Raw genomic sequence first — 24643 nt, 5'->3', positions numbered from 1 at the left:
GATTGGATCAGCGAAGTAGGGGCAGGAAGCAAATGTTACCAAGACTTCAACTTAATGCTGATGTCGATCCAGTAGTCGTACGCTTTTTAGATGAACTAAAAACAGCGGGCTTTACTGGCGACATTGAATCTCAATATTCTAGCCGTTTGGCTGTGGCGACTGATAACAGTGTCTATCAGCAATTGCCGCAGGCGGTCATCCTTCCTAAAACAACTCAAGACGTTGTGTTGCTCGGTCAGGTGGGTGCTAAATCCGCTTACGAACGCGTGACCTTTTCACCTCGTGGCGGCGGTACCGGAACCAACGGACAATCCTTAACAAAAGGTGTTGTGGTTGACCTTTCACGATACATGAACAAGGTTCTTGAGATTAACGAGAAAGAGGGCTGGGTGAGAGTTCAGTCTGGCGTCGTTAAAGACCAATTGAATGATGCGGTACGTCCCTACGGTTACTTTTTCTCTCCAGACCTTTCTACCAGTAACCGAGCAACCTTAGGTGGCATGATCAATACCGATGCTTCGGGCCAAGGGTCGTTGAAGTACGGAAAAACGTCCGACCATGTGTTGTCGTTACAAGCGGTGTTCGCAGATGGTTCGTGTCTAGAGTCTGATTTATCACACGGCTTGCCAGTTGAGGGTGAATTTGCTCACCATGCCCTTGCGGTTACTGAGGCAGTTTGTCGAGACAAGCGCGCTCAAATTCTTAATAAATTCCCACCCTTGAATCGCTTCTTAACAGGTTACGACCTAAAGAACGCAATCAACGAACAAGACGACAGCTTCGACTTGACTCGCGTCCTATGTGGTGCTGAAGGTTCTTTAGCATTCATCACGGAAGCAAAGTTAAACCTAACCAAGATTCCAAAAGCGCGCACACTGGTTAACGTGAAATACAACACGTTCGATTCTGCGCTGCGCAATGCTCCGTTTATGGTAGAAGCGAAAGCGCTGTCTGTAGAAACGGTTGATTCAAGAGTATTGAACCTAGCGAAGCAAGACATCGTTTGGCACACCGTGAGCGACCTGCTTATGGATGTTCCCAATAAAGAGATGCTTGGTATCAACATGGTTGAGTTTGCAGGCCAAGATGAAGCGGAAGTTGAACAACAAGTTCAAGCGCTGACTGCACAACTTGAAAGCATGCTTGAAACCGAAGAAGCCGGTGTGATTGGCTTCCAAGTGTGCAGTGATTTGGCGAGCATTGGCCGAATTTACAACATGCGTAAAAAAGCGGTGGGTCTGTTAGGTGCGGCGAAAGGCCGAGCTAAGCCAGTCGCTTTTGCTGAAGATACCTGTGTACCACCGGAAAACTTGGCGGACTTCATCTCTGAATTTAGAGTGCTGCTCGATTCAAAAGAGCTGAACTACGGCATGTTTGGTCACGTTGATGCGGGCGTATTACACGTTCGTCCGGCACTTGATCTGTGTGACCCGATGCAAGAAGCACTGATGCACGAAGTCTCTGATGAAGTGGTTAAGCTGGTGGCTAAATACGGCGGCTTGATGTGGGGTGAGCACGGTAAAGGTTTTCGCTCTGAGTATGGCCCAGACTTCTTTGGTGAAGAGCTGTTTACTGAGTTAAGACGTGTTAAAGCAGCGTTCGACCCGCACAATAAGATGAATCCAGGCAAGATCTGTACGCCATTAGAAAGCGACGCTGAATTGGTGAAAGTCACCGATACCAAGCGCGGCTTCTATGACCGTCAGATCGACGTACAAGTTCGTGATAGCTTCAAACAAGCCATGGAATGTAATGGTAACGGCTTGTGCTTCAACTACGATACGAGCTCGCCAATGTGTCCTTCGATGAAAGTCACAGCTGACCGTCGTCATTCACCAAAAGGCCGCGCAGGTTTGGTAAGAGAGTGGTTGCGTCAGTTAACGGAACAAGGCGTCGATATTCTCGATTTAGAGCAAGAAGCGCTGAAGGACAATACTCCGGTTAAAACCATGGTTGAGCGTGTTCGTAACACGATGAACAAACGCCATGAATACGATTTCTCGCATGAAGTTCACGAAGCGATGAATGGTTGTCTTGCATGTAAAGCGTGTGCGAGCCAGTGTCCGATTAAAGTCGATGTGCCGAGCTTCCGTTCTCGATTCTTAAACATTTATTACTCACGCTACCAACGTCCTGCAAAAGACTATTTAGTCGCCAACATTGAAACCATGCTGCCGCTAATGGCGAAAGCACCAAAGGTTGTTAACGCAGCCTTGGGTCAAAGGTGGATACAAACCGCAACGGCTAAAACGGTTGGTTATGTTGATGCACCACTGATGTCGGTGCCTACGCTAAAAAATCGTTTGGCGAGTAAAGAATTGCAACTCTTCGACTTACAGTACTTAGAAAGCTTGTCTTCTGAGCAGAAGAAACAGCATGTACTTATCGTTCAAGACCCGTTTACTAGCTTTTATGATGCAGAAGTAGTTGAAGACTTCGTTACTCTGGCTCAAAAGCTGGGCAAAACACCGGTACTGCTGCCGTTTAAGCCAAATGGAAAAGCGCTGCACATTAAAGGCTTCTTAAGTCGCTTTGCGCGTGAAGCGAAATCCACATCGGATTTCTTGTCGATGGTGGCGGATATCGGCATTCCTTTGGTGGGTGTTGATCCTGCACTGGTACTTTGTTATCGCGATGAATACATCGAGATCTTAGGTGACAAGCGTGGCGACTTTGATGTGCTCACCGTGCATGAATGGTTAATGCCATCGTTAGGTGAGTTCGAAGCTCGTTCTGCAAGTGAAGAGATGTGGTACTTGTTCGCTCACTGTACTGAGAAGACCAAAATGCCGAACGCTGAAAAAGAGTGGGGCGCTATCTTCAAACACTTTGGTGCTGCGTTAACCAGTGTTCCTGTCGGTTGTTGTGGTATGGCAGGTACTTTCGGCCATGAAGTCGATAAGCTGCAAATGTCGAAAGACATATACGGTTTAAGCTGGAAACCTCAAATGCAGGACTTACCAAAAGATCGTTGTTTGGTGACGGGTTACTCTTGCCGTAGCCAAGTAAAGCGTTTTGAAGGTGAGAAGCTTGCTCACCCATTACAGGCGCTAGCAAAAATTCTTTAATACATTTAGCCCAGCAATTGCTGGGCTTTTTTCTAAACTAACAAAGGAATGTTAATAAGGAAAAGTATGAAATTTCTAGAATTAAAAGTACCACCCGTTGCACTGTTCATTATTGTATTCGTAGCATCATACTTCTGCGCTCAGCAGTTGAGCCAAGGGGCACTGGCATTACCTTATGGAATGGTTGTGCTAGGCATCGGGATCATATTGAGCGGTGTGATTGGAATATCAGGCATATGGGAATTCCGAAAACAGAAAACCACCGTTAACCCGATCAAAGTCGAAACCGCTTCAGCAGTCGTGGACAGTGGCATTTTTGGCTACACACGAAATCCAATGTATCTAGGGTTGTTTATCCTGCTATTTTGCTTTGGCTATTTCTTCCAAAACCTGTTCAGTGTCTTACTCAGTTTTGTATTCGTAATCTACATGAACCAGTTCCAAATTAAGCCAGAAGAACGCGCCCTAGAGCAATTGTTCGGTGCGGAATATGTTGATTACAAACAAAAGGTTAGGCGCTGGATTTAGTTTTGACTTGAGTGTCTTCGTATAGACGGGTATCGTACTAAAAAGCCCAGCTTGAGGATATCAAGCTGGGCTTTATTGATCTTATTCTAGAGCTTATTTACATCGAGATGTGTAAATAAGGATGCTGATTAAGCGGCAGCTGCGAACTGAGCTAGAAACATCTCTTTACGCTCGTTGAAGCGGTTTACTAGGTCGTCTACAGAAGCTTGGTCGTATGGCTTAAGGCCACTTGCTACCATGCGTTTCACGCCTTTACCGACAACTTCGCCGTCTTCTTTGAAATCGAAGTTCAGTGTCACGATGCCACGCTTGCCTTCAACATCAAAAGTCGCGCCAGAGAATTCTACTTCTGGGTGAGATAGGTCTAGGCGAGTAAATTCAACTTCCATGCTCTCGTAAATCACAAGAGGACGTTGGCAGTTGATCATCATCTGTTGCTCTTCCATAAGAGGAACCATGATGTGTGGGAAGTTCATGCCAGAGAACTTAACGTAGTTTGTTACTACGTGTTCGATGAATGCTTGATCGTAGCTCTTTTCACCTTCACAAGACATGTGCAGGTACTCTTTGCCTTTCTCGTCAACCAGTGAGCTTTCTTTATCACATTTGTTGTCAACGCTTAGCGCAATACCGTTACCCACCATACCTGAAAAATCAAAACGCATTTTTTGGCTGATGCCTTCTTTTTGCAGAAGTACTGCAAACAAAAGATCGCCAGGCACGCAGAAGCGCTTGTTGTCTTCATCGTGAATTGGGTTGAAGTCAGCGGCTACTTTTTTAGCAAAGTGGCTAGCCTGTTCACGAGTGAATTGAAATTGATTGTCTTCAGTAGAAAAGTAAGGTGTCAGAAACATAGTATCGCTATTAGTCATCAAATCTGGGGTGGATTATAGCTAACTAACTTCGTTCTAATGGTCTATCCAGTTAACTTTGCTTATATATCAGTCAATTAGATAAATACGTTGGATGGTATGTGACGATTTGAAGGGAGATATGGCCTTTGGCTCAATGCAACAAGGGCAAATTAATAGCCCTTGTTTATATGACACTCTAATGGGTGTTGTTCAGAATGTTTTTGCTTTAAAAGCTACACAAAGTGCCTTCTGGCATTAGGTGATTATGAACGGATAATTTGAGCAATAAGTTCGCTTGTTCAATATCCGGAGCAAAATATCTGTCTTTGTCGTAAAAGCTGACTTTTTCACGCAGAATCTGTTTCGCTTCTTCCACACGAGGAGAAGATAGATTCGGAGCGCGGAAGTCTAGCCCTTGTGCTGCTGCTAAATATTCTACTGCCAATATCCCACGGGTGTTTTCAGCCATGTATCTAAGCCTACGAGCGGCAAAGGTGGCCATTGATACGTGGTCTTCTTGGTTTGCAGAAGTAGGTAGGCTGTCTATTGACGCCGGATGAGCCAAGGTTTTGTTCTCACTAGCGAGTGCTGCAGACGTTACTTGAGCAATCATAAAGCCCGAGTTCACGCCGCCGTTATCGACCAAGAAAGGTGGAAGTTTGCTTAGCGCACTATCAATCAACAACGCCATTCTACGCTCTGACAAGCTACCGATTTCAGCTATCGCTAGTGCAAGGTTATCGGCTGCCATTGCGACAGGTTCTGCGTGGAAGTTACCGCCCGAAATGATGTCGCCATCGTCAGCGAAAACAAGCGGGTTGTCGGATACGGCATTTGCTTCAATCGTTAAAGTCTCTGCTGAATTACGAATTTGCTGTAAACAAGCACCCATCACTTGAGGTTGGCAACGCAGCGAGTAAGGGTCTTGAACCTTTTCACAACAAGTGTGTGATTCACCAATCTCACTTTTTTGATCAAGCATATGACGGTAAGCAAGTGCTGCATCCATTTGGCCACGGTGACCACGAACGCGATGAATACGCGGATCAAACGGACGACGACTACCCAGCGCGGCTTCAACAGACATTGCGCCACACACGGTTGCAGACGCAAACAAGTCTTCAGCTGCGAACAGACCTTCTAATGCAAAGGCTGTCGATGCTTGTGTGCCGTTTAACAGAGCTAAGCCTTCTTTCGGAGCAAGTGTGATTGGCTCCAAGCCAGCGATCTGCATTGCTTCTAAGCCAGTGATGATCTTGCCGTTGTGACGTGCTTGGCCTTCACCAAGCAGTACCGTACTCATGTGGGCGAGGGGAGCAAGATCTCCAGAAGCGCCCACTGATCCTTTTTGTGGTACGCACGGGTAAACTTGTGCGTTCACTAGATCGATAAGAGCATTTATGACCTTGAGTCGGATACCAGAGTAGCCACGAGACAAGCTGTTAATCTTTAGCACCATCATCAAACGCACAGTTTCATCAGACATGAACTTGCCGATGCCTGCTGCGTGAGAAAGCACGATACTTTTCTGTAGTACTTCTAAATCTTCAGGCGCTATTTTGGTATTCGCTAATAAGCCAAAACCCGTATTGATGCCATACACGGTACGATCTTCCGCAATCACTTGCTCGACAACGTGCATGCTCGCTTCAATATCAGGAATCGCTGCGGGGTCGAGTGATAAATTTACAGGGCTGCGGCTAATCTTACGCAGTTCAGGTAAGCCAAGAAGTCCTGGTTTAAGTAATAAATTCAACATGTTTTCTCCAGAAATTAAAGGCGACGAAGTTCTTCGTTTAGCATAGGCAAATCAAGCTTCTGTTCTTTAGCACACTGCTTGGCAATATCGTAACCCGCATCAGCATGACGCATAACGCCTGTTGCTGGGTCGTTGTGAAGTACACGAGCAATGCGCTGCGATGCATCTTCACTGCCGTCACAACAAATCACCATTCCTGAGTGTTGTGAGAAGCCCATGCCAACGCCGCCACCGTGGTGCAGAGAAACCCATGTTGCGCCACCTGCCGTATTTAGAAGGGCGTTCAATAGAGGCCAATCTGATACGGCATCTGATCCATCCATCATGCCTTCTGTTTCGCGGTTCGGGCTTGCCACTGAACCTGAATCGAGGTGGTCACGACCGATAACAACCGGAGCTTTCAGTTCGCCATTTTTAACCATTTCATTGAATGCTTGGCCTAAACGTTCGCGATCTTTCAAACCAACCCAACAGATACGAGCGGGTAAGCCTTGGAACTGTATGCGTTCACGCGCCATATCTAGCCAGTTGTGTAGATGTGGGTTATCTGGAATCAGTTCTTTTACTTTTTGGTCTGTTTTGTAGATGTCTTCTGGGTCACCAGATAGGGCAGCCCAACGGAACGGACCGACGCCTTCACAAAATAAAGGTCGTATATAGGCAGGAACGAAGCCTGGAAAATCAAACGCGTTTTCCACACCTTCTTCAAGTGCCATTTGGCGAATGTTGTTGCCGTAATCTACGGTCGCAGCGCCACGGTACTGAAGATCTAACATAGCTTGAACTTGAATCGCCATTGATTGCTTAGCGGCTTTCACTACTTTCGCTTCATCAATTAAACGTTCTTGTGCTGCTTTCTCCATCGTCCAACCTTGCGGCAAGTAGCCGTTCAGCGGATCGTGGGCTGAGGTTTGGTCAGTCACTACGTCAGGCGTGATATTGCGTTCAACAAGCTCTGGGAATACGTCTGCTGCGTTACCGAGTAGGCCAACAGAGATTGGTGTGTCTGATTCTTTAATCATTGCCATCGCTTCATCTATGCTGGTGGCTTTTTTGTCGACATAGCCTGTACGCAAGCGGTAATCGATTCGTGATTCATCACATTCAACCGCAATCATCGAGAAGCCAGCCATAGTCGCTGCGAGAGGTTGAGCACCACCCATACCGCCGAGGCCACCAGTAAGAACCCATTTGCCGTTTGCTTCGCCTTGAAAGTGCTTCTTCGCGATAGCAACAAACGTTTCATAAGTGCCTTGAACAATGCCTTGAGAGCCAATGTAAATCCAGCTGCCTGCGGTCATCTGGCCGTACATCATCAAGCCTTCTTTATCGAGTTCGTTGAAGTGCTCCCAATTCGCCCAGTGTGGAACAAGGTTCGAGTTCGCGATCAGTACGCGAGGCGCGTTTTTATGAGTCGGGAACACGCCCACAGGTTTACCTGATTGAACAAGCAACGTTTGGTCGTCTTCTAAACGCTCTAATACTTCAACAATCTTGTCATAACATTTCCAATCACGCGCAGCGCGACCGATACCGCCATACACAACCAGTGCATGTGGGTGTTCTGCCACATCAGGGTCTAGGTTATTCATCAGCATACGCAGTGGTGCTTCTGTTAACCAAGATTTAGCGCGCAAAGTGGTGCCATGAGGTGCGCGAATTTCGCGAGTCGTGTCGAGACGAGGGTCACTGTTGTGGTGTTCCGTCATTTTGGAATTCCTTCTGTTTCACGTTATATCGTTGTAGTTGTAGTTGTAGTTGTAGTTATCGGTATAGCTGGATTAGTCGCTGGCCATTGCACTGGCTATATCCCAACACAAACGTGCCGCCAATCGAGCCGTTTGGCCATCGACGTCGTAGTCTGGGTTGTATTCCGCAATGTCCGCGATAATGAGTTTTTCACTGTGTTGGAAAATCTGTTCTAGAAAAGGAGCGAGTGCTTCATAGCTCACGCCTCTTGCCGCTGGTGCACTGACGCCCGGCGCTGTCGCAGCGGGGAATACATCTAGATCAATGGTGAGATAGAGGTAATCACACTCAGCGATGAATTTTTGCAACTTAACCAGTTGAGCGACTTGGTTAACTTGGGTCATGTTGCGGTCGTGTTCATACCAAACACCTAGTTGGTCAGCTTTGTTAAACAGCGCTTTGGTATTGCTAGCAGCACTCACGCCAAGGCAAGCGTAATGAAACGGCCATTGATGTGTGTGGCAGTAATCACTTATCTGGTTGAAAGGTGTGCCTGAGCTCGGTTTAACATCGGCAATGTTGCTTTCAAATTCGCGAAGATCAAAGTGAGCATCAAAATTAACGATACCGATCTTAGATTTGTGCTCTGATTGAATTTTATTTAGATGTTCCGCAAGACCTTGAAACGATGCCCAAGCAACCTCGTGACCACCGCCAAGGGTAATCACTTTGTTGGTTGATAACGCATTGGCAATCACAGAAGCACACTGTTTCTGGCTGACTTCTAATTGACCATCGTTACACTCGATGTCACCAAGATCCGCAATGTGTGAGTCACTGTGCCAAGCCATATTAGCTAACGCTTGGCGAATCAGGTTAGGTGCTTGTTTTGCGCCAATTCGGCCTTTATTTCTTGCAACGCCTGCATCGCTGGCAAAGCCAACTAAGGCGATAGCGCCATCAGTAAGCTCGTTACTTAACTCACTACTTTGAACTTGTTTGGTAATGTGATGAACGCGAGTACCGAGTGCGCCATCTTCAAGATCATTACGCCCAGTCCATACAAAGTTATGTGTGGTTGCTGCATTATCTTGGATGACGTTGGACTTAGATTGAGTCATGACACACCTCGCCGTTAACAATACGTTTATGCAGATGAGGAACACCGACTTGATAGCTTAGATCGGCAGGGTGGTCGATATTCCAGATAGCTAAATCTGCGGCATAACCGATTTCGACTTTGCCTTTGGTTTGTGACTCGCCAATGGCAGCGGCGGCGTTACAAGTTACACCACGCAATGCTTCTTCAGGTGTCGTGCCAAACAGGGTGCAGCTCATGTTCATCATCAGCGTTAAATCTGCAAAGGGTGAGGTGCCGGGATTTAGGTCGGTCGCGATCGCCATTGGAATGTTGTGTTCACGAAGTAGGGCAACGGGCGGTTGTTGAGTCTCTTTCAAGAAATAGAAAGCTCCGGGTAGCAAGGTGGCTACTGTCCCTGATTTCGCCAGTGCTTTTACTCCGGTTTCATCAAGGTATTCAACATGGTCGACAGAGAGTGCACCGTATTTAGCTGCGAGCGCACTGCCGCCCATATTTGAAAGTTGTTCAGTGTGGCCTTTAATCGCGAGCCCATGTGCTTTGGCAGCTGCAAAGACGCGTTCGGTCTGTTCTAGGTTGAAGCCGATAGACTCGCAGAACACGTCAACCGCATCGGCGAGCCCTTGCTCTGCAGCTTTAGGAATGATCTCTTGGCAAACCAGATCGATGTAGCTGTCCGGTTGTTCTTTGTATTCAGGTGGCACAGCATGCGCTGCAAGGAGAGTGGTGGTGATCTTAATTCGGCGATGATTTTCTAACGCTTTAGCAGCGCGTAACATCTTGAGTTCATCATCAAGCGTTAAACCATAGCCAGATTTTACTTCGATGCTGGTTACGCCACTTCTTAGTAGACCATCGAGTCTCGGTAACGCCATTTCAACCAGTTCAGACTCTTTCGCTGCGCGTGTTGCAGTGACTGTCGCTAGAATGCCGCCGCCTTGCTTGGCGATGTCGATGTAAGACACACCATTCAAACGCTGCTCAAATTCATTGGCACGATTACCCGCAAATACGAGGTGAGTGTGGCAATCAATCAACCCAGGGGTGACTAACTTGTTTTTGCAATCATAGGTGATGTAATCCAAAGAACCATCAACACTTACTTGTTCTAACTCAGAAGCAAGTACGCCTTGGTTTGAACAAGAGATGGACACGATTTTACCGCTTTCGATAACGATATCTTGAGGGGAAGAGGGCTGATAGCCATCGGCTCCCGAGCTCATGGAGACCACTCGTGCGTTTTTGAGGATCAAATTCATAATCACCTAGATCTTTGCTAAACATTAAATGTATATACAAATAAATAGGCTAAACGCTGACCCGAATCAAGTTGATGTTGCAAAAATGTGATCGGCGATCAGGATGATGTTCTTTAATCTAGAAGTATCTTGGAGCTTAATTTGTACTTAGAGCCAGGATGGTAGAGCAATGCAAAGCTGATGAGGCGCTCTTTGCTCCATGTTCTTCTATTCAAAAGAAGGCAAGGCTCTGATTCAGATAGTTTTAGTGACGCTCTGATTTGAGTGTCTGGAATAATGGCTTCAACTGTATGCTCGATAGCACTCAACGGGCAGCTTTTTGAAAGGTATTCGTTGGGTGTAGAGGTTGAAAAGTCTTGCTCTAGGTATTTTGGAGCGGCTTGAGAGTTCACCCAACGCGCTTCCAATTGTATCGGCACGTTGTCGGCAAAGTGTATGATTTCACTATAGAACACTTCAGCATTGATCATCACTCCTAACCGTGTAGCCGTGCTTTCATCAGCTTTGATGCTATCGTGTTTGATAACTTGGCTAGTATACGTTTGGCCACGGTCTTTGATCTCTTGCGCGATGTTGTTGATATCAAGCAGCGGAGATTGCGCTTTTTCGTCTGGTTCACAAACAAAAGTCCCCAGTCTTGGTTTCCTGATGAGCTTGCCTTCAGACACCAGATCTCGAATGGCTTTATTGACCGTCATTCGACTCACATTGAACTGCTCTGTGAGTTCGAGTTCTGTGGTTATCTGGTAACCCACTGGCCAGTGACCATTGTTGATATTATCGTCTATGAACTGTTTTATCTGTAGGTAGAGCGGCGCTTTCGACATAATGAAACCTTATTTGACTATACAAATAGAGTAACGGAATTTTTCACGATTTCAACATTTCCTCGGGCAATGTGACCTTATTCAACATAGATGGGGCAAATTGCTTGATTCTGTGAGGCAAGTGTCGCAAATTGTCACGCAATAACTATTCGTAAATCAGATAATTAGAAAGGGAAATAATATGTTTAAGAAATTAAAGGCCTCGTTGGGCATCGGTGCAGCAAAGGTTGATACTGTCTTAGATAATATTGAAGTTTTCCAAGGTGGAGAGTTGTCTGGCAATGTTCACATTGTTGGTGGCGACGTTGAGCAACAAATCGACTTGATTAACTTGGTTCTCAACACAGAAGTAAAAGTAGAAACTGAAGACAGTACCAGCTACGAAACCTTTTCACTGGGTCGTATTCAAGCGGTAGAGCCTTTCGTTATCCAACCGGGTGAAACCAAACTGGTGCCATTCCGTCTTAAGTTAAATGATGAAACGCCAGTCACCGCGTTGAACGCACAAACGAACCAATGCCATGTGTGGGTTGAAACCAACCTAGATATAGGCTTCGCGATTGACCCTAAAGACCGTGACTTTATCTCCGTACACCCACTGCCAACAGTTGCTAAAATCATCCAAGGCGTGGAAGCATCGGGTATGGCAATGGTGAAAGCAGATGTAGAGAAGGGCTTCTTAAAAGGCAACAACTTTGCTTCTCGTTTGGGCTGTTACCAAGAGATTGAATTTCGCAGCGGCGGCTTCATGAATAATAAAGAGATCGAGCTGTCATTCATCGTTGAAGGTTCAATGGTTCACTGCCTAGCAGAAATCGACCGCTCAATGAGCTTCCGTGGCGACCAATACATCTCATTCAGCTTACCTGCTAACGCGGCCGACTCAGACATTCGCAATGCTGTATCAAGAATCATGAGTGCGTAGTTCCCTCTCTGTTAGTAGTCGCTTTTTCTATTAATAGAGACAAGACAGTACGATTTCTATAGCCGAACTTAACCGTTCGGCTTTTTTAATTCTACTATCTCGACCTTAAATGGACTTACCACTGATGACGATAAGCCAATTGAAAAGCGACATCGGTGGAGTTGTCCATGTTGAAGATGTTTTCGATAATGGATATCTCGATCGCTGAACGTTGCATTAGGTAGCGATATCCAAGCATTATTTCATTTGCGGCTTCTGAAAACTCAGTGTCACCGTCTTCGGCGCCTTCATACCAACGATACTCAAAGTGCAACTCATGGTTTTCAAATAGCGTGAGTTGATATCCTCCCATCCATGACCATGTTGTTTTCTTATGTATAAAACTATTTTCCACCTCTCGATTAGACTGATTGGCCAACCCTAAGCTTGTATAGAAGGTATTGATGTCGAGTTGGTATGCATAGTTGAGTTGAGCGCTTTGTTCGGTGCTGTTTCCCTTAAATGCACCGTGGTTGACGTTGTTGTGATAGAGGGAGACACCAAAAGATAGTCCATGGTTTTCAAGGTCTATGATTTGGTATTGAGTGTAGAGTGTGAAAGCACTTGTCAGCGTGTCGCCAGAGAAGTCACTGATATTGATGCCATGGCTTGGCGCGTAAACATCAAATTGGTGTCTGTCTTTACGTTCCCGCCCTGCTTGGTCGATGCCAAATAGATCGTGGTAATTGATGATGACCTTATCAAGGTGATTATTGGCGGCGTATAACCAGCGGTAGTTGAACTCTAATTGCCATGCTGTTGTTAGTTGCCATTTCAGCCCTGTTTGAAGTTGATTCTGATAATAGTCTAAATGATAGTCGTGAGAGTTAGCCCATATACTCGCGGCGGTTAAAGAAGCAAATACTTCAAGCTTGTTTTCTTCGAGCGGAAAGCCAGAACGGAGCGTTGGAGTAAGACGAACGGACTGTAATGGTGCTTGGGTATAACTGATTAGCGGGCCGTAATCTTTGTTGGCCCATGCGGTTGGAGTAAAAACAACAGTTGCTATTAGTAATGGTAAAGGTGGTATGAACGATATAAAGACAGCCTGTTTTCCCATATGCACCTCATCCGCATTCCGTTGCTTCTATACAGCTTAGTTCTAAATAACTCGTTTGTAAGAGATAAGTTGTAAGGGCGTACTCACAAGAGATAGGACAAATAGTTGAGTTGATACAGCTTGACTGGAAAGAGGAGGGGCAGGGAAGTTACCGGTATTATGATAAAACCTTATGAAACGAAGTGGTTGGAGAGCGGGCAGATTCTCTCTGTCATTGTCATTTCATATAATTTCGTTACAATGTTCGGCTACTCACAAATGGGGCATCTGTATTTGCTTCTATGTGGGTATCTTTATTATGCATATATCTCCGATCGACATACTTGTTGATTGAAAAACATATATTAAACATTTTCATGTGTTGCTTGGTGTGCAACACCACTGTAAAGGACAAATAATGCCAATTATTACTCTTCCTGACGGTAGTCAGCGTCAATTTGACAACCCTGTATCAACTCTAGATGTTGCCCTATCAATCGGTCCTGGTCTTGCGAAAGCAACCATTGCTGGTCGTGTAGACGGCGAGCGTGTTGATGCTTGTGATCTTATCGAAAACGATGCAAGCCTAGAAATCATCACAGCTAAAGATGAAGTTGATGGCCTTGAGATCGTTCGTCACTCTTGTGCTCACCTTTTAGGTCACGCGATTAAGCAGCTTTTTCCAGAAGCGAAAATGGCGATCGGTCCTACCATCGATAACGGTTTCTACTACGATATCGACCTTGAGCACTCTCTAACGCAAGAAGATCTAGAAAAGATTGAAAAGCGTATGAAAGAGCTAGCGAAGACCAAGTACCAGGTTGTTAAGAAGAAAGTTAGCTGGCAGGAAGCGCGTGACGCATTCGAAGCTCGCGGCGAAGCTTACAAAATCGAAATCTTGGATGAGAACGTTTCTAAAGACGATCGTCCAGGCCTCTACCATCATGAAGAATACATTGATATGTGTCGTGGTCCACACGTTCCACATATGGGCTTCTGCCAACACTTCACGCTACTTAACGTAGCGGGTGCTTACTGGCGTGGTAACAGTGACAACAAGATGCTTCAACGTATCTACGGCACTGCATTCCACGACAAGAAAGCGCTTAAGGCTCACCTAGTGCGCCTAGAAGAAGCGGCTAAGCGTGATCACCGTAAAATCGGTAAGCACTTAGATCTATTCCACATGCAGCAAGAAGCACCAGGCATGGTGTTCTGGCATCACAATGGTTGGACTATCTTCCGTGAGCTAGAAGTATTTATTCGTCAGAAGCTGACTGAGTACGACTACCAAGAAGTTAAAGGCCCATTAATGATGGACCGTGTTCTTTGGGAACGTTCTGGTCACTGGGATAAGTACGCTGAAGCGATGTTCACTACTTCTTCAGAGAACCGTGAATACGCGATTAAGCCAATGAACTGTCCTGGTCACGTTCAAATCTTCAACCAAGGTTTGAAATCTTACCGTGATCTACCGCTACGTATGGCTGAGTTCGGCTCATGTCACCGTAACGAGCCGTCTGGCGCACTTCACGGCATTATGCGTGTTCGTGGCTTCACTCAAGATGATGCTCACGTATTCTGTACTGAAGACCAAGTTCAGCAAGAAGTTAAAGCTTGTATTGAAATGGTTTACGATACTTACACAACTTTCGGTTTCGAAAACATTGTTGTTAAGCTATCTACTCGTCCAGAACAGCGCGTAGGTTCAGACGAAATGTGGGACCGTGCAGAGGCCGATCTTAAGCAAGCGCTTGAGGCGATGGAGATTGCATACGAGATTCAAGAAGGCGAGGGTGCGTTCTACGGACCTAAGATTGAATTTACTTTGCATGATTGTTTGGACCGCGCATGGCAATGTGGTACAGTGCAGCTCGATTTTGCATTACCAGAACGTTTAGGTGCAACTTACGTAGGTGAAGATAACGAGCGTCACACGCCAGTTATGATCCACCGCGCGATTTTAGGTTCACTAGAACGCTTCATTGGTATTCTTATTGAAGAATACGCTGGCTTCTTCCCAACGTGGTTGGCGCCAGAACAAGCAATTGTTATGGGCATTACGGACAAACAGTCTGAATATGTACAAGAAATTGCGAAAAAACTGCAAAAAAGTGGATTTAGAGTCAAAGCAGACTTGAGAAATGAGAAGATTGGCTTTAAAATCCGCGAACATACTTTGAAACGTGTACCGTTCATGCTTGTGTGTGGTGACCAAGAAATGGAAGCCGGCGAAATTGCAGTACGTACACGTAAAGGTAAGGACCTTGGTAAATTTAAAGTGGATGACTTTATTTCATACATCCAAGCCGAGGTTTCAAACCGTAAGCTCAATCTGGAGGAATAGCTATTAAAGGCGGAAGACGTGGCCAACAACCGGCCAAACAAAACCAGCACCGTTTAAACGGTGACATTCGTGGCGTTCGTGAAGTGCGTCTAACTGGCGCAGACGGCGAAGCTGTTGGTGTAGTAACAATCGCTGAAGCGATGGAAGCTGCAAATGAAGCTGGTATGGATCTCGTAGAGATCAGCCCTAACGCCGAGCCGCCAGTTTGTCGTGTGATGGACTACGGTAAGTTCCTCTTCGAGAAGAGCAAAGCTGCGAAAGAGCAGAAGAAAAAGCAAAAGCAGGTTCAGATCAAGGAAATTAAATTCCGACCTGGAACTGATATTGGAGACTATCAGGTAAAACTACGCAACCTGACTGGTTTCCTTGAAGACGGCAACAAAGTGAAGGTAACAATTCGCTTCCGTGGCCGCGAAATGGCTCACCAAGAAATCGGTGTTGACGTTCTTAATCGTTTGAAAATCGATACTGAAGAATTTGCAGTTGTCGAATCTTTCCCAACGAGAATTGAAGGTCGCCAGATGATCATGGTGTTGGCCCCTAAAAAGAAGTAATTAACGGCTTTACAAGTAATTAAACCTTGCAGCCATAGGCTGTAGGGTTTTATTCGCCCTAATTACTATGTTATTAACAACTCAACAATGCGGAGTTATTCATCATGCCTAAGATGAAAACCAACAAAGGTGCTGCTAAGCGTTTCCAGAAAACTGCTGGTGGTATTAAGTTTAAGCACGCTGGTAAACGTCACATCCTGACTAAGCGTACTACTAAGAACAAGCGTCAGCTTCGTCCGAACTCAATCCTTCCAAAATGTGAAGTGGCTGCAGTTCTACGTATGATGCCATACGCTTAATTCTTTTTAGTTTATAAATTCGTTTAGTTTAGGAGAAGCATAATGCCTCGCGTAAAACGTGGTGTACAAGCTCGTGCACGTCATAAGAAAGTTCTAAAACAAGCTAAAGGTTACTACGGAGCACGTTCACGTGTTTACCGCGTAGCTTTCCAAGCAGTTACCAAAGCTGGTCAATACGCTTACCGTGACCGTCGCAACAAGAAACGTCAATTCCGTCAACTTTGGATTGCACGTATCAATGCGGCATCTCGTCAAAATGGTCTATCTTACAGCCGTTTCATCAATGGCCTTAAGAAAGCATCTATCGAGATCGACCGTAAGATTCTTGCTGACATCGCAGTATTCGACAAAGCAGCATTTGCTGTTCTAGTTGAAAAAGCGAAAGCATCTCTATAATTTAGAGTTAGCTTAAAGGTTTAAGAAAAGGAGAACTTCGGTTCTCCTTTTTTATTGCCTGTAATTTGGCTCTTTAGAGATTCCTTCCTTGCTTCCTTGCTTCCTTGCTTCCTTCGTCAGTCTAGGGAATGACGAGATGAAATTCCGCATCTAATTTTTATTCGCTTGAACAGGCATTCTGGTATATAAACATCTACCTAACCTCTAATGTTAAGCGACTGAGATAAATGACCGCACCTACCACTATGACGTTCTTCGAACGTTTTGAAACTGACATCCTTTCTGGCAAAAAGACCATTACTATTCGCGATGAATCTGAACGCGACTACCAGCCAGGTAGCGTTGTGGAAGTATCTACGCTAGAGCAAGGCCGTGTGTTCTGTAACCTTAAGATCATCAGCGTTGAACCAATCCTGTTTGATGACTTAGGTGAGTTCCATGCGGAGCAAGAGAACATGACGCTGCAAGTACTCAAAGACGTGATTCAAGATATCTATCCGGGTATCTCTCAGCTGTATGTGGTTTCTTACGAGCTTGTGTAACCCGCTTTAAATGAAATTTGTTGATCACTACAGTGTTTAACTGCTGAGCAATAAGAAAGGGAAGTCACAATGAGTGAATTACAGAACGAAACAGTTCAGCAAATTTTGCTTCAACTTTATTGTCGTGAGCAAACTGAGCTACCGTTAATTTCTCGAATTGATCTCGACATTGGTCTTTATGATAATGAAGGCTTTCTAGCGTGGCGTGATACAAAGCGTGACTTTACTGTCAGTGATATCGAGAGTCGAGTTTGGGTGAAGAGTTGCCCCGGCGGCTATATCACTGAAGTGCACTTCAATGCTGACGGTTCTCTAACTGAATACCGTTTGTTCGATCGATTTGAAACAACAGGACAGTGGCAGTTAGCAGACGGTTTGTTACACGTCGAGATTCTGAAGGGTGACAACCGCTACCAGTTTGCTGTTGTGGCTCGTGCTGACCTTAATATTCATTCTGCGGTGGAATATAAAAATGGTGAACTGCATTCGTATCTGAAATTGGTGCAGGCTGAGCGTTAATCCCTTTTAGCCGACCTTGCTTGTCCATTAAAATAAGTGATATTCCAAGAATAAAAAAGCCAACAGTGATGTTGGCTTTGTTGTTTTCAATTCGACCGAGTACTTCTAATCAACGCGCTATTAAGCTATTAAGTTAAGCCATTAAGCTTCGAAGTTCGCCAGTTGAGTATAAAGCTCGCTGTCTTGATCTTGCTTTGCACAAACCGTCAGTAGGTCTTCAATAAAGTACTTCAATGCACGTGCTTCAATTCGACGAATACCTTGTTGCTGCTCTTCAGTTAGGTAGCCGTAGATAGTTGCCGCTCCAAAGTCGCCAAAGATCATCTGACCTTGCTCATTCACTAAAGTGTTGTGAGCGTATAGATCACCATGACAGACCTTGTTGGCATGAAGGTGTTCAAACACATCAATCATCTGCTCTGTAATACTGTTGATCTGATCAATGGAAAGCTCAAAGCCTTCGTTGAACGTATCGCGAGTGCAGCTCTCAAGAGTAGGGGGCAAACCTAGGTTGTAATAGTTGCTCGGAATCAGTTCCATGACTAACGCTAGGTAGTCTGACTCGTCGACTTGAGCGATAGACTTCACTAGGTTGCTATGTTGGCCTGCTTGAAGACACGCTTCAAGTTCATCATGTGGGTAACCGTCACTGGTCACTTCGCCTTTGAATACTTTAACCGCCACTTCTTGTGGGAAATCAAAGTCACGGTTTAACCAGTTAGCATGAGAAATCACACCAGACGCGCCTTGGCCAAGCACTTGATTGAGTGAGTAGCATTGCGAGCTCACGGCTGGCACGCTATCTAAGCTGCTTGGGTGTTTACAAAACGGGTTACCCGCAAACGCTAGCCACGCCAGTTTTGGTAGCTTGATTAGGAACTCAGGGAGCTCAGTCAGTTGGTTTGCAGACAGGCGAACCAGTTCAAGGTTTGATAGGTTTTCCATGCTATCTGGTAAAACACGAATCTTGTTACCCGCCAATGCGAGCTTTTGTAGTCGTGGTCTTTCACCTAGTGAGCGAGGCAAAACCTCGATTGCATTATCTGTCACAATCAACCAACGTAATTGAGCTGGCAAAGATTGCTCGCTAACGGTTTTGATTTGGTTGGTTTTGAAGCCAACCATTTCAAGCTTAGGAAGAGTACCTAGAACATCAGGCAGGTGCGTAAACAGGTTATTCGACGCGAAGATAATTCGCAGGTTAGTCAGCTGCGATAACTCTTCTGGTAAATCTGACAGTTGATTGCCTGAAAGGTCTAGAATCTCAAGAGAATCAGCGAGTTCTAAGATCTCTAAAGGAAATTCAGTGAGATCTTCTGACAGTTGTAAGCGCGTAATACCGTTTAGTTGCCCTGATTTTAATTGTTCTAGAGTATGCAAACCTTAGCCTTATGAATAGATGTTCGAGGCGCGTAGTTTACTTGTCTCAATCAAGAAAGGCGAGCACCGGAACGATGCTCGCTTAACTAAACTAAGTGAACGATTTTACAAAGGTTAAAGTCGTATATGGTTTTGGCTGACACCGACCTCCTCAACAAAGTCGCTGTCATGACTCACTAAGATAAATGCACCTTGGTATTCACGTAAAGCGGACGCCAATATTTGCTTTGAGTCGATGTCTAGGTGGTTGTCTGGCTCATCGAGTAATAGAAGCGGGGAGTCTTGCTTGTGGCTAACGATCAACATCGCCAGTTTCATTTTTTCACCACCACTTAAATGTGCCACTTTTCGGTATACGGAGTCTCGTCTGAACCCTATTCCAGCCAACAAGGTTCGCGCGTCGCTCTCTGTTAATCCAAAGCTATGCGTTATTAAACTATCGAACATCGTATCGTTGGTGTCTAACAGGCCAAAGTGTTGGTCCAAATAGACGGTCGCCCCCAAGCGCTTGATCGAGCCTTTATAATTGGCGTGTTGACCGTGAATCGCTTTTAACAGTGTCGACTTTCCGCACCCATTAGCACCGGTTAGATAACACCGTTCCCCTTGTGATAAAGAGAAACTGATTGGCGCACCTGAGCTGTAAATAAGGCGGCAGTTTTCAACGGTTAACAAAGAGCTCTTTTTACTGCTATTACTTTGCTGTAGATACAAAGCTTGTGGTTTCAGCCGTTCCTTCAGTTCTTTAAGCGACTGAAGTTTATGTTGGTTTTGGTCAATGAGATTCCTTTGGCTTGTCGCAGACGCGGCTTGGCTTTGGCCTGCTTTATCTTTCATAGCATCTAATAATATCTTGGGTTGGCTGCCTGACTTTCTGAGTCGGTTTCCCTGAGATTCTCGCTGCTGTGCCTTTTCCTTGTTGGTTTGAGCTTGACGCTCGAGTCGTTTCTTTTCGGACTGATGATGCGCGATCTGTTTGTTTAGCGCTTCGCTTTGGCTAGATACTTGTTTGAAGTAATCATCATAATTTCCTTTATAGAAACGTACGCCCAAGCTATTGAGATGGTAGATCCCGTCCATTTGTCTCAATAAGCTTCGATCATGACTGACGATAAGTACCTTGCCTGCAAACAATTGGCATTGCTCTATTAACCAATTGCGTCCATCGTTATCCAAATGGTTTGAAGGCTCATCGAGGATCAGTATGTCGTTATTTGATACGAACAGCTGATGAAGCTGTAGCAAGGCGAGTTGTCCACCACTCAAAGAGCAACAGGGCGTGTTCAAATCACTAGTGATCTTTAATGTACCTAGCAACTGCTGGGTACGTGCCTCTAGATCCCAATCATCACCAATGATATTGAAATGCTGCAATTCACAGCTACCTTGTTCTATGGCGCTTAATGCTTGTAACTTTTCTGTGAGCCCTAAGAAGTCAGCGATGGTGATGTTGGAACTCAGTAGCGTTGATGGTAACTGAGAGTAAAAGCCTATTGAACCTTGTCGCGAAACACTGCCTGTTGTGGGCTGTTTTTGTCCAACGAGTAATGAAAGCAACAATGACTTTCCAGCCCCGTTTCTTCCGACTAGGCCGGTGAGGCGAGTGCTCAAATTAAAGTTGATGTCTTTGAATAACCACTCTCCAGTATCGAGTTGGAATGAGAGATTATTGGCTAATATAGTAGGCATAGAAATGCCTCCCTTTACGTGTAAACGAGTAAAAGGGGTGAGGCGCTTTTTCTATATAGAACCCTACACAGAATTCTATGTATAGATCGCCAAAGACGTTACTTAGGTAGCGTACCAATCAAAGATAGGAAATAGAGTGCTGATCTGATTTCTGTCTTTAAGGTGCTGATCTTAAAGATGTAGGTTGTCAAAAAACGGATCTTTAAGAGCTTGATTTGTCGCGAAAATAGATGACGAAGTAACGCCCACTAACCCCGAGTGTCCAAATGATTTTTATAAAAATAAATCGGATGTCAGGATGTTAGTACTTCATTATGGCGTTATTCTCTTTTGAAATGATGGTGGGATGGTACTGAAAGAGGGTGCTTAAAGTCAATATACTGAGGTGATTAAATTGTGTTCAAATGATTAAAGCGCCTATGTGGCGCTTTAGTGATCATTATTGGAAATAAGTTGAGTCTAGAACTTATATTTTGGAGCTTAGAGCTTAGAGCTAAAGCTACTTGGTTTGTCCACCAACGGCTCGCCAACACATATCAAAGCTATCATTGATGTACTTCGATGTTTGCTCTGGTGGAGATTCGTTTTGCTCAATAAGCCAGTTTGCACAAATCAGAAAGTGACTGTGGATGAAGTGCCTTACAAGGTTAATGTCTAATGCCATCAATTCACCGTCCTCTTGTCCTTTCAAAATGATCTCGTCTAGCGACGCGAACATCTGCGAGACGATTACTTCTCGAGTTTGGGTCGTTGGGTCGAAATGAACATTGGTGAAGAACTTCATCGCAACCGGATTTTCTAGTGCCCATTCAATCCCAGTGATCCACATGAACTTAAAGGCTTGATAGAGATCCTGCTCAGCAATATCAGTGTGTTGTTGAAGGGTAGAGAATAGCTCCAACTTCAGCTCGCGAAACAGTTCATCAATCAATAGAGATTTGTTCTCGAAGTGGTGAAACAACGTCGCTTTTGCCACGCCGGCTGTTTTCGCTATTTGTCCGGTAGATGTGCCCTCTAGCCCCTGTTGAGAGAAGAGCAAGAGTGCAGCATCTAGGATTTTTTGTCTTTTAGTGATCATCTATTGAGTACTTTGAACAGAATCTTTTTAACTGGATTGTTGTAAGGAGGGTGCATTAACTTGGTGAAGTTAATTTTACCTCTACTTAGAACGGTTTTAGCATGACTAAAGGTCTTAAAGCCTTCAATGCCATGGTAGTGTCCCATGCCTGAAGGGCCTATGCCACCGAACGGCGCGTCTTCTGCAGCCACATGCACCAAAGAATCATTAATACACACGCCGCCAGAGTGCGTGCTCGATAAGATTAGATCTTGAGTCTGCTTATCATGACTCATCAGGTACAAAGCAAGCGGACGTTCTCTTGTTGTGATGTAGCTGATCGCTTCTTCAATAGAATCATAAGGAACGATAGGCAGTACGGGGCCAAACAACTCTTCTTGCATTGCGACCATGTCGTCGTTCACTTCGGTGAGAAGGTGCGGCGTCATTCTGTGGTTTACATCGTCTTGCGCTTGTTCGGTGACGGTGTGAACGACTGCGCCTTTAGATTGAGCATCTGTAATCACCCCCTTCAAACGATTGTATTGACGCATATCGATCACTGAAGTTAAGTCTTTGCTCTCAATGCCTGCTTTATACAGCTTTTTGAAGTATTGCTTATAAGCTGTGATGAACGCATCGACTTTTTCTCGTGGCAATAAGATGTAATCGGGCGCCACACAAATCTGGCCAGCGTTTAAGCTTTTTGCAAACAGGATGCGTTCAACGGCGTCAGCCACATCAAAGTCGGGAGCAATAATCGTTGGAGACTTGCCGCCTAACTCCAAAGTTACTGGCGTTAAGTTGTCGGCTGCTGCTCTCATGACGTGCTTACCAACAGAGGTCGAGCCTGTGAAAAGGATATGGTCAAACGGCAGTTGGCTAAATTTAGCGGAAACGTCAGCTTCGCCTTCGATAATCGCGACTTGATCTTCACTAAAGCCTTCGGCCAGCATGGCTTTTAAAACTCGGTTGGTCGCAGGAGTAAACTCGGACATTTTGAGCATTGCAGTGTTGCCCGCCGCTAACGCAGTGATCAGAGGGCCTAAAGAGAGCATTATAGGAAAGTTCCAAGGAACGATTATGCCTACAACGCCCACAGGCTGATAATGAACCGTGATCTTTGCTGGCGTCAGCATCAAACCGGCTTTGCGGCGTGATGGCTTCAACCACTTCTTAAGGTTCTTATCACTGTAATTAATTTGGTGAAGAGAAGGGGTGATATCAGCAATCAAGCTGTCGTGTTTTGCTCGGTGGCCATAATCTTCAGACACCGCATCAATCAATTGCCCTTGGTAGCGCATTAGCAACGCTTTTAATTCTGAGAGGTTTTTTCTTCTCTGCTCAAGCGTTGGATTAACATTGCTGCGGTAGTGATCTTTTTGTCGGTTGAACATTTGATCCATGTCGTTGATGCTCGACGTGTTTGGTTCAAGGTCTAGATTATGGCTCATAGTATCCCCTAAATTCGAAAGCTGACCGATTGGTTGGTCAGTTGAAATTACAAGAAGATTGAACCGAATACAAGATATGTGCGAGAAAAGTTTATTTTTTGTTCAGTTGCACGTTGTTTGTTCGAAGGGGAATTGAGGAAAAGTGACTTAGACGTTGGGTGATAATAGCTATCGTAAGAAGATAAGAAGATAAGAAGATAAGAAGATAAGAAGACAACGAGTGCCTTTGACGGAATCAAAGGCACCAAGATAAGCGTTTAATGACTACGCAGGGGCTTTTTCACAACGGATAAAGATAAAGTTAACGTTCTTTGACAGTCGTTCGTATGTCGCTTCAGAAATTTCTTTAGCTTTCTCATCGATAGTGCCTTCCGTGATGTTTGAAATCAGCAAGCCTGATTGAGTCACCGCTTGGCAAAGCTCAGTTAAAGAACGGCGGTAGAAGCTCACTTGAACGGGGGTACCTACCGTGTTCCACTCTTCTTGAATGAATTCACGCTCGTAGTAATTACCAGAAATCGTAAATTCAAAGTCAGCAAAAGGGTGGTGTGTTGAAAAGACGATGTAACCACCGGGCTTAAGGACTCGATGAAGATCATCAAAGACGGGTTTTAGATCTTCAATGTAGTGCAAGACTAGCGGACACACGATGACATCGGCACTGTTGTCGGCTTCACTAGGTAGGCCAAGGGCGGCATCTTGAGCGTAAGCGGAAACATTTTTGATTTGTTTTCCGTTCACCAAGTCGACCATATCCTGAGATAGATCGGTGCACGTCACTTTATTCGCGCCTTGGTCAATAAACCATTGTGCGTAAATACCAGATCCACAACCTAGGTCGACAATATCCATATCTTTTACATCGTCAAGCAATGCCATTGTTGATGGGCGTTCAAGTAGTGCATTGTAAATATTATCGCGGGCAGCAGAGTCGTATTGTTTAGCGTAGGTAGTGTACATTTCAGACATGGTTTAGCACTCATCAATAGGCATGGGATAACAGGATACAAGGTATCGGGATGATAGCGACAGTTCTGGTAGATAAGTGGTTATATTTGTCACAACCCTGACTTAACTTGACCAGACTAACCGAGGATTTTATGTGTCTTTGGTATTTTATTCACCTGATTTTTTGTTAGAAAGTGCTTTAAATCTAATGCGCTTCAGCCTGTTTTTTTGCCTAAAACCTTGTAATACCTTACCTGTCACTTTAAGTCGGTTCGACGATAAAAAAACGTAATCGTAACCACAAATATCAATGGTTGGACTCACTCTTAATAATATCGGTTAATGCAGCCAACAAATCGTTTTTGAACGTTT

The 24643-nt window shown here is 45.0% G+C and carries 21 protein-coding genes; 9 read left to right on the top strand and 12 right to left on the bottom strand.

The window, feature by feature from the left end; genetic code table 11:
- Positions 1 to 32 precede the first annotated feature (32 nt).
- Complete coding sequence (gene ydiJ, locus OCU90_RS10490; RefSeq protein WP_061021579.1) at positions 33 to 3068, top strand: D-2-hydroxyglutarate dehydrogenase YdiJ; 3036 nt, start codon at positions 33 to 35, stop codon at positions 3066 to 3068.
- Positions 3069 to 3134: 66 nt separating this feature from the next.
- A complete protein-coding gene (locus OCU90_RS10485; protein ID WP_004733425.1) occupies positions 3135 to 3596 on the top strand; it encodes a methyltransferase family protein in 462 nt (153 codons plus the stop codon).
- A 128-nt stretch (positions 3597 to 3724) separates the two neighbouring features.
- On the opposite strand, the gene OCU90_RS10480 is transcribed toward OCU90_RS10485, so the two are convergent.
- The 6 genes from OCU90_RS10480 to hutC form a co-directional block, all read right to left on the bottom strand.
- A complete protein-coding gene (locus OCU90_RS10480) occupies positions 3725 to 4450 on the bottom strand; it encodes a DUF3581 domain-containing protein (RefSeq protein WP_061021578.1) in 726 nt (241 codons plus the stop codon).
- A gap of 226 nt (positions 4451 to 4676) precedes the next feature.
- Positions 4677 to 6209 (bottom strand): histidine ammonia-lyase, encoded by a 1533-nt coding sequence (gene hutH / locus OCU90_RS10475; protein ID WP_032501161.1) that lies wholly within the window; start codon positions 6207 to 6209, stop codon positions 4677 to 4679.
- Between the two features lie 14 nt (positions 6210 to 6223).
- Positions 6224 to 7918, bottom strand: coding sequence for a urocanate hydratase (gene hutU, locus OCU90_RS10470; protein ID WP_061021576.1), 1695 nt, complete (start codon positions 7916 to 7918; stop codon positions 6224 to 6226).
- Positions 7919 to 7990: 72 nt separating this feature from the next.
- Complete coding sequence (gene hutG / locus OCU90_RS10465; RefSeq protein ID WP_061021573.1) at positions 7991 to 9019, bottom strand: formimidoylglutamase; 1029 nt, start codon at positions 9017 to 9019, stop codon at positions 7991 to 7993.
- Positions 9006 to 10256, bottom strand: coding sequence for an imidazolonepropionase (gene hutI, locus OCU90_RS10460; protein WP_061021572.1), 1251 nt, complete (start codon positions 10254 to 10256; stop codon positions 9006 to 9008). Before hutI ends, hutG begins: the two co-directional genes overlap by 14 nt.
- Positions 10257 to 10369: 113 nt before the next feature.
- Positions 10370 to 11083, bottom strand: a complete 714-nt coding sequence (gene hutC, locus OCU90_RS10455; protein ID WP_061021570.1) for a histidine utilization repressor — start codon at positions 11081 to 11083, stop codon at positions 10370 to 10372.
- A gap of 181 nt (positions 11084 to 11264) precedes the next feature.
- Between hutC and OCU90_RS10450 the strand changes: the two genes are divergently transcribed.
- Entirely contained in the window at positions 11265 to 12008 is a 744-nt protein-coding gene (locus OCU90_RS10450; protein ID WP_061021568.1) for a sporulation protein, read from the top strand.
- Between the two features lie 115 nt (positions 12009 to 12123).
- Here the strand turns inward: OCU90_RS10450 and OCU90_RS10445 are convergent, their stop codons facing one another.
- Complete coding sequence (locus OCU90_RS10445) at positions 12124 to 13107, bottom strand: DUF3187 family protein (RefSeq protein ID WP_061021566.1); 984 nt, start codon at positions 13105 to 13107, stop codon at positions 12124 to 12126.
- A gap of 397 nt (positions 13108 to 13504) precedes the next feature.
- Here OCU90_RS10445 and thrS point away from each other — a divergent pair, with 397 nt between their 5' ends.
- The 6 genes from thrS to OCU90_RS10415 all read left to right on the top strand — a co-directional run bounded on the left by thrS (position 13505) and on the right by OCU90_RS10415 (position 17743).
- Complete coding sequence (gene thrS, locus OCU90_RS10440) at positions 13505 to 15433, top strand: threonine--tRNA ligase (RefSeq protein ID WP_029222394.1); 1929 nt, start codon at positions 13505 to 13507, stop codon at positions 15431 to 15433.
- A gap of 83 nt (positions 15434 to 15516) precedes the next feature.
- Complete coding sequence (infC, locus tag OCU90_RS10435; protein ID WP_004733519.1) at positions 15517 to 15987, top strand: translation initiation factor IF-3; 471 nt, start codon at positions 15517 to 15519, stop codon at positions 15985 to 15987.
- Positions 15988 to 16091: 104 nt separating this feature from the next.
- A complete protein-coding gene (gene rpmI, locus OCU90_RS10430) occupies positions 16092 to 16286 on the top strand; it encodes a 50S ribosomal protein L35 (protein ID WP_004733518.1) in 195 nt (64 codons plus the stop codon).
- Between the two features lie 42 nt (positions 16287 to 16328).
- Positions 16329 to 16682: a 50S ribosomal protein L20 gene (gene rplT / locus OCU90_RS10425; protein ID WP_004733517.1), complete on the top strand. Its 354-nt coding sequence runs from the start codon at positions 16329 to 16331 to the stop codon at positions 16680 to 16682.
- 227 nt (positions 16683 to 16909) lie between these two features.
- A complete protein-coding gene (yqfB, locus tag OCU90_RS10420; protein WP_017091632.1) occupies positions 16910 to 17224 on the top strand; it encodes a N(4)-acetylcytidine aminohydrolase in 315 nt (104 codons plus the stop codon).
- A 69-nt stretch (positions 17225 to 17293) separates the two neighbouring features.
- Positions 17294 to 17743 (top strand): hypothetical protein, encoded by a 450-nt coding sequence (locus tag OCU90_RS10415; protein ID WP_017091633.1) that lies wholly within the window; start codon positions 17294 to 17296, stop codon positions 17741 to 17743.
- A gap of 141 nt (positions 17744 to 17884) precedes the next feature.
- Here OCU90_RS10415 and OCU90_RS10410 read toward each other — a convergent pair whose 3' ends face one another.
- From OCU90_RS10410 to OCU90_RS10390, 5 genes are all read right to left on the bottom strand, one after another.
- Positions 17885 to 19123 carry a leucine-rich repeat-containing protein kinase family protein gene (locus tag OCU90_RS10410; RefSeq protein ID WP_061021564.1) on the bottom strand — a complete coding sequence of 413 codons (1239 nt, stop codon included), beginning with the start codon at positions 19121 to 19123 and terminating at the stop codon, positions 17885 to 17887.
- A gap of 114 nt (positions 19124 to 19237) precedes the next feature.
- Entirely contained in the window at positions 19238 to 20812 is a 1575-nt protein-coding gene (locus tag OCU90_RS10405) for an ABC-F family ATP-binding cassette domain-containing protein (RefSeq protein WP_061021562.1), read from the bottom strand.
- Between the two features lie 499 nt (positions 20813 to 21311).
- Positions 21312 to 21890, bottom strand: coding sequence for a TetR/AcrR family transcriptional regulator (locus OCU90_RS10400; protein WP_017088387.1), 579 nt, complete (start codon positions 21888 to 21890; stop codon positions 21312 to 21314).
- Positions 21887 to 23323 carry a coniferyl aldehyde dehydrogenase gene (locus OCU90_RS10395; RefSeq protein WP_061021560.1) on the bottom strand — a complete coding sequence of 479 codons (1437 nt, stop codon included), beginning with the start codon at positions 23321 to 23323 and terminating at the stop codon, positions 21887 to 21889. The genes OCU90_RS10400 and OCU90_RS10395 overlap by 4 nt, the downstream gene beginning before the upstream one ends.
- A 264-nt stretch (positions 23324 to 23587) precedes the next feature.
- Positions 23588 to 24292 (bottom strand): class I SAM-dependent DNA methyltransferase, encoded by a 705-nt coding sequence (locus OCU90_RS10390; protein WP_061021557.1) that lies wholly within the window; start codon positions 24290 to 24292, stop codon positions 23588 to 23590.
- Positions 24293 to 24643 lie beyond the last annotated feature (351 nt).

This window comes from Vibrio splendidus, from assembly GCF_024347615.1.
Lineage (GTDB): Bacteria > Pseudomonadota > Gammaproteobacteria > Enterobacterales > Vibrionaceae > Vibrio > Vibrio splendidus.
The sequence above is the reverse complement of the archived record's forward strand: the minus strand, read 5'-3'. Positions and strand labels throughout refer to the sequence as shown.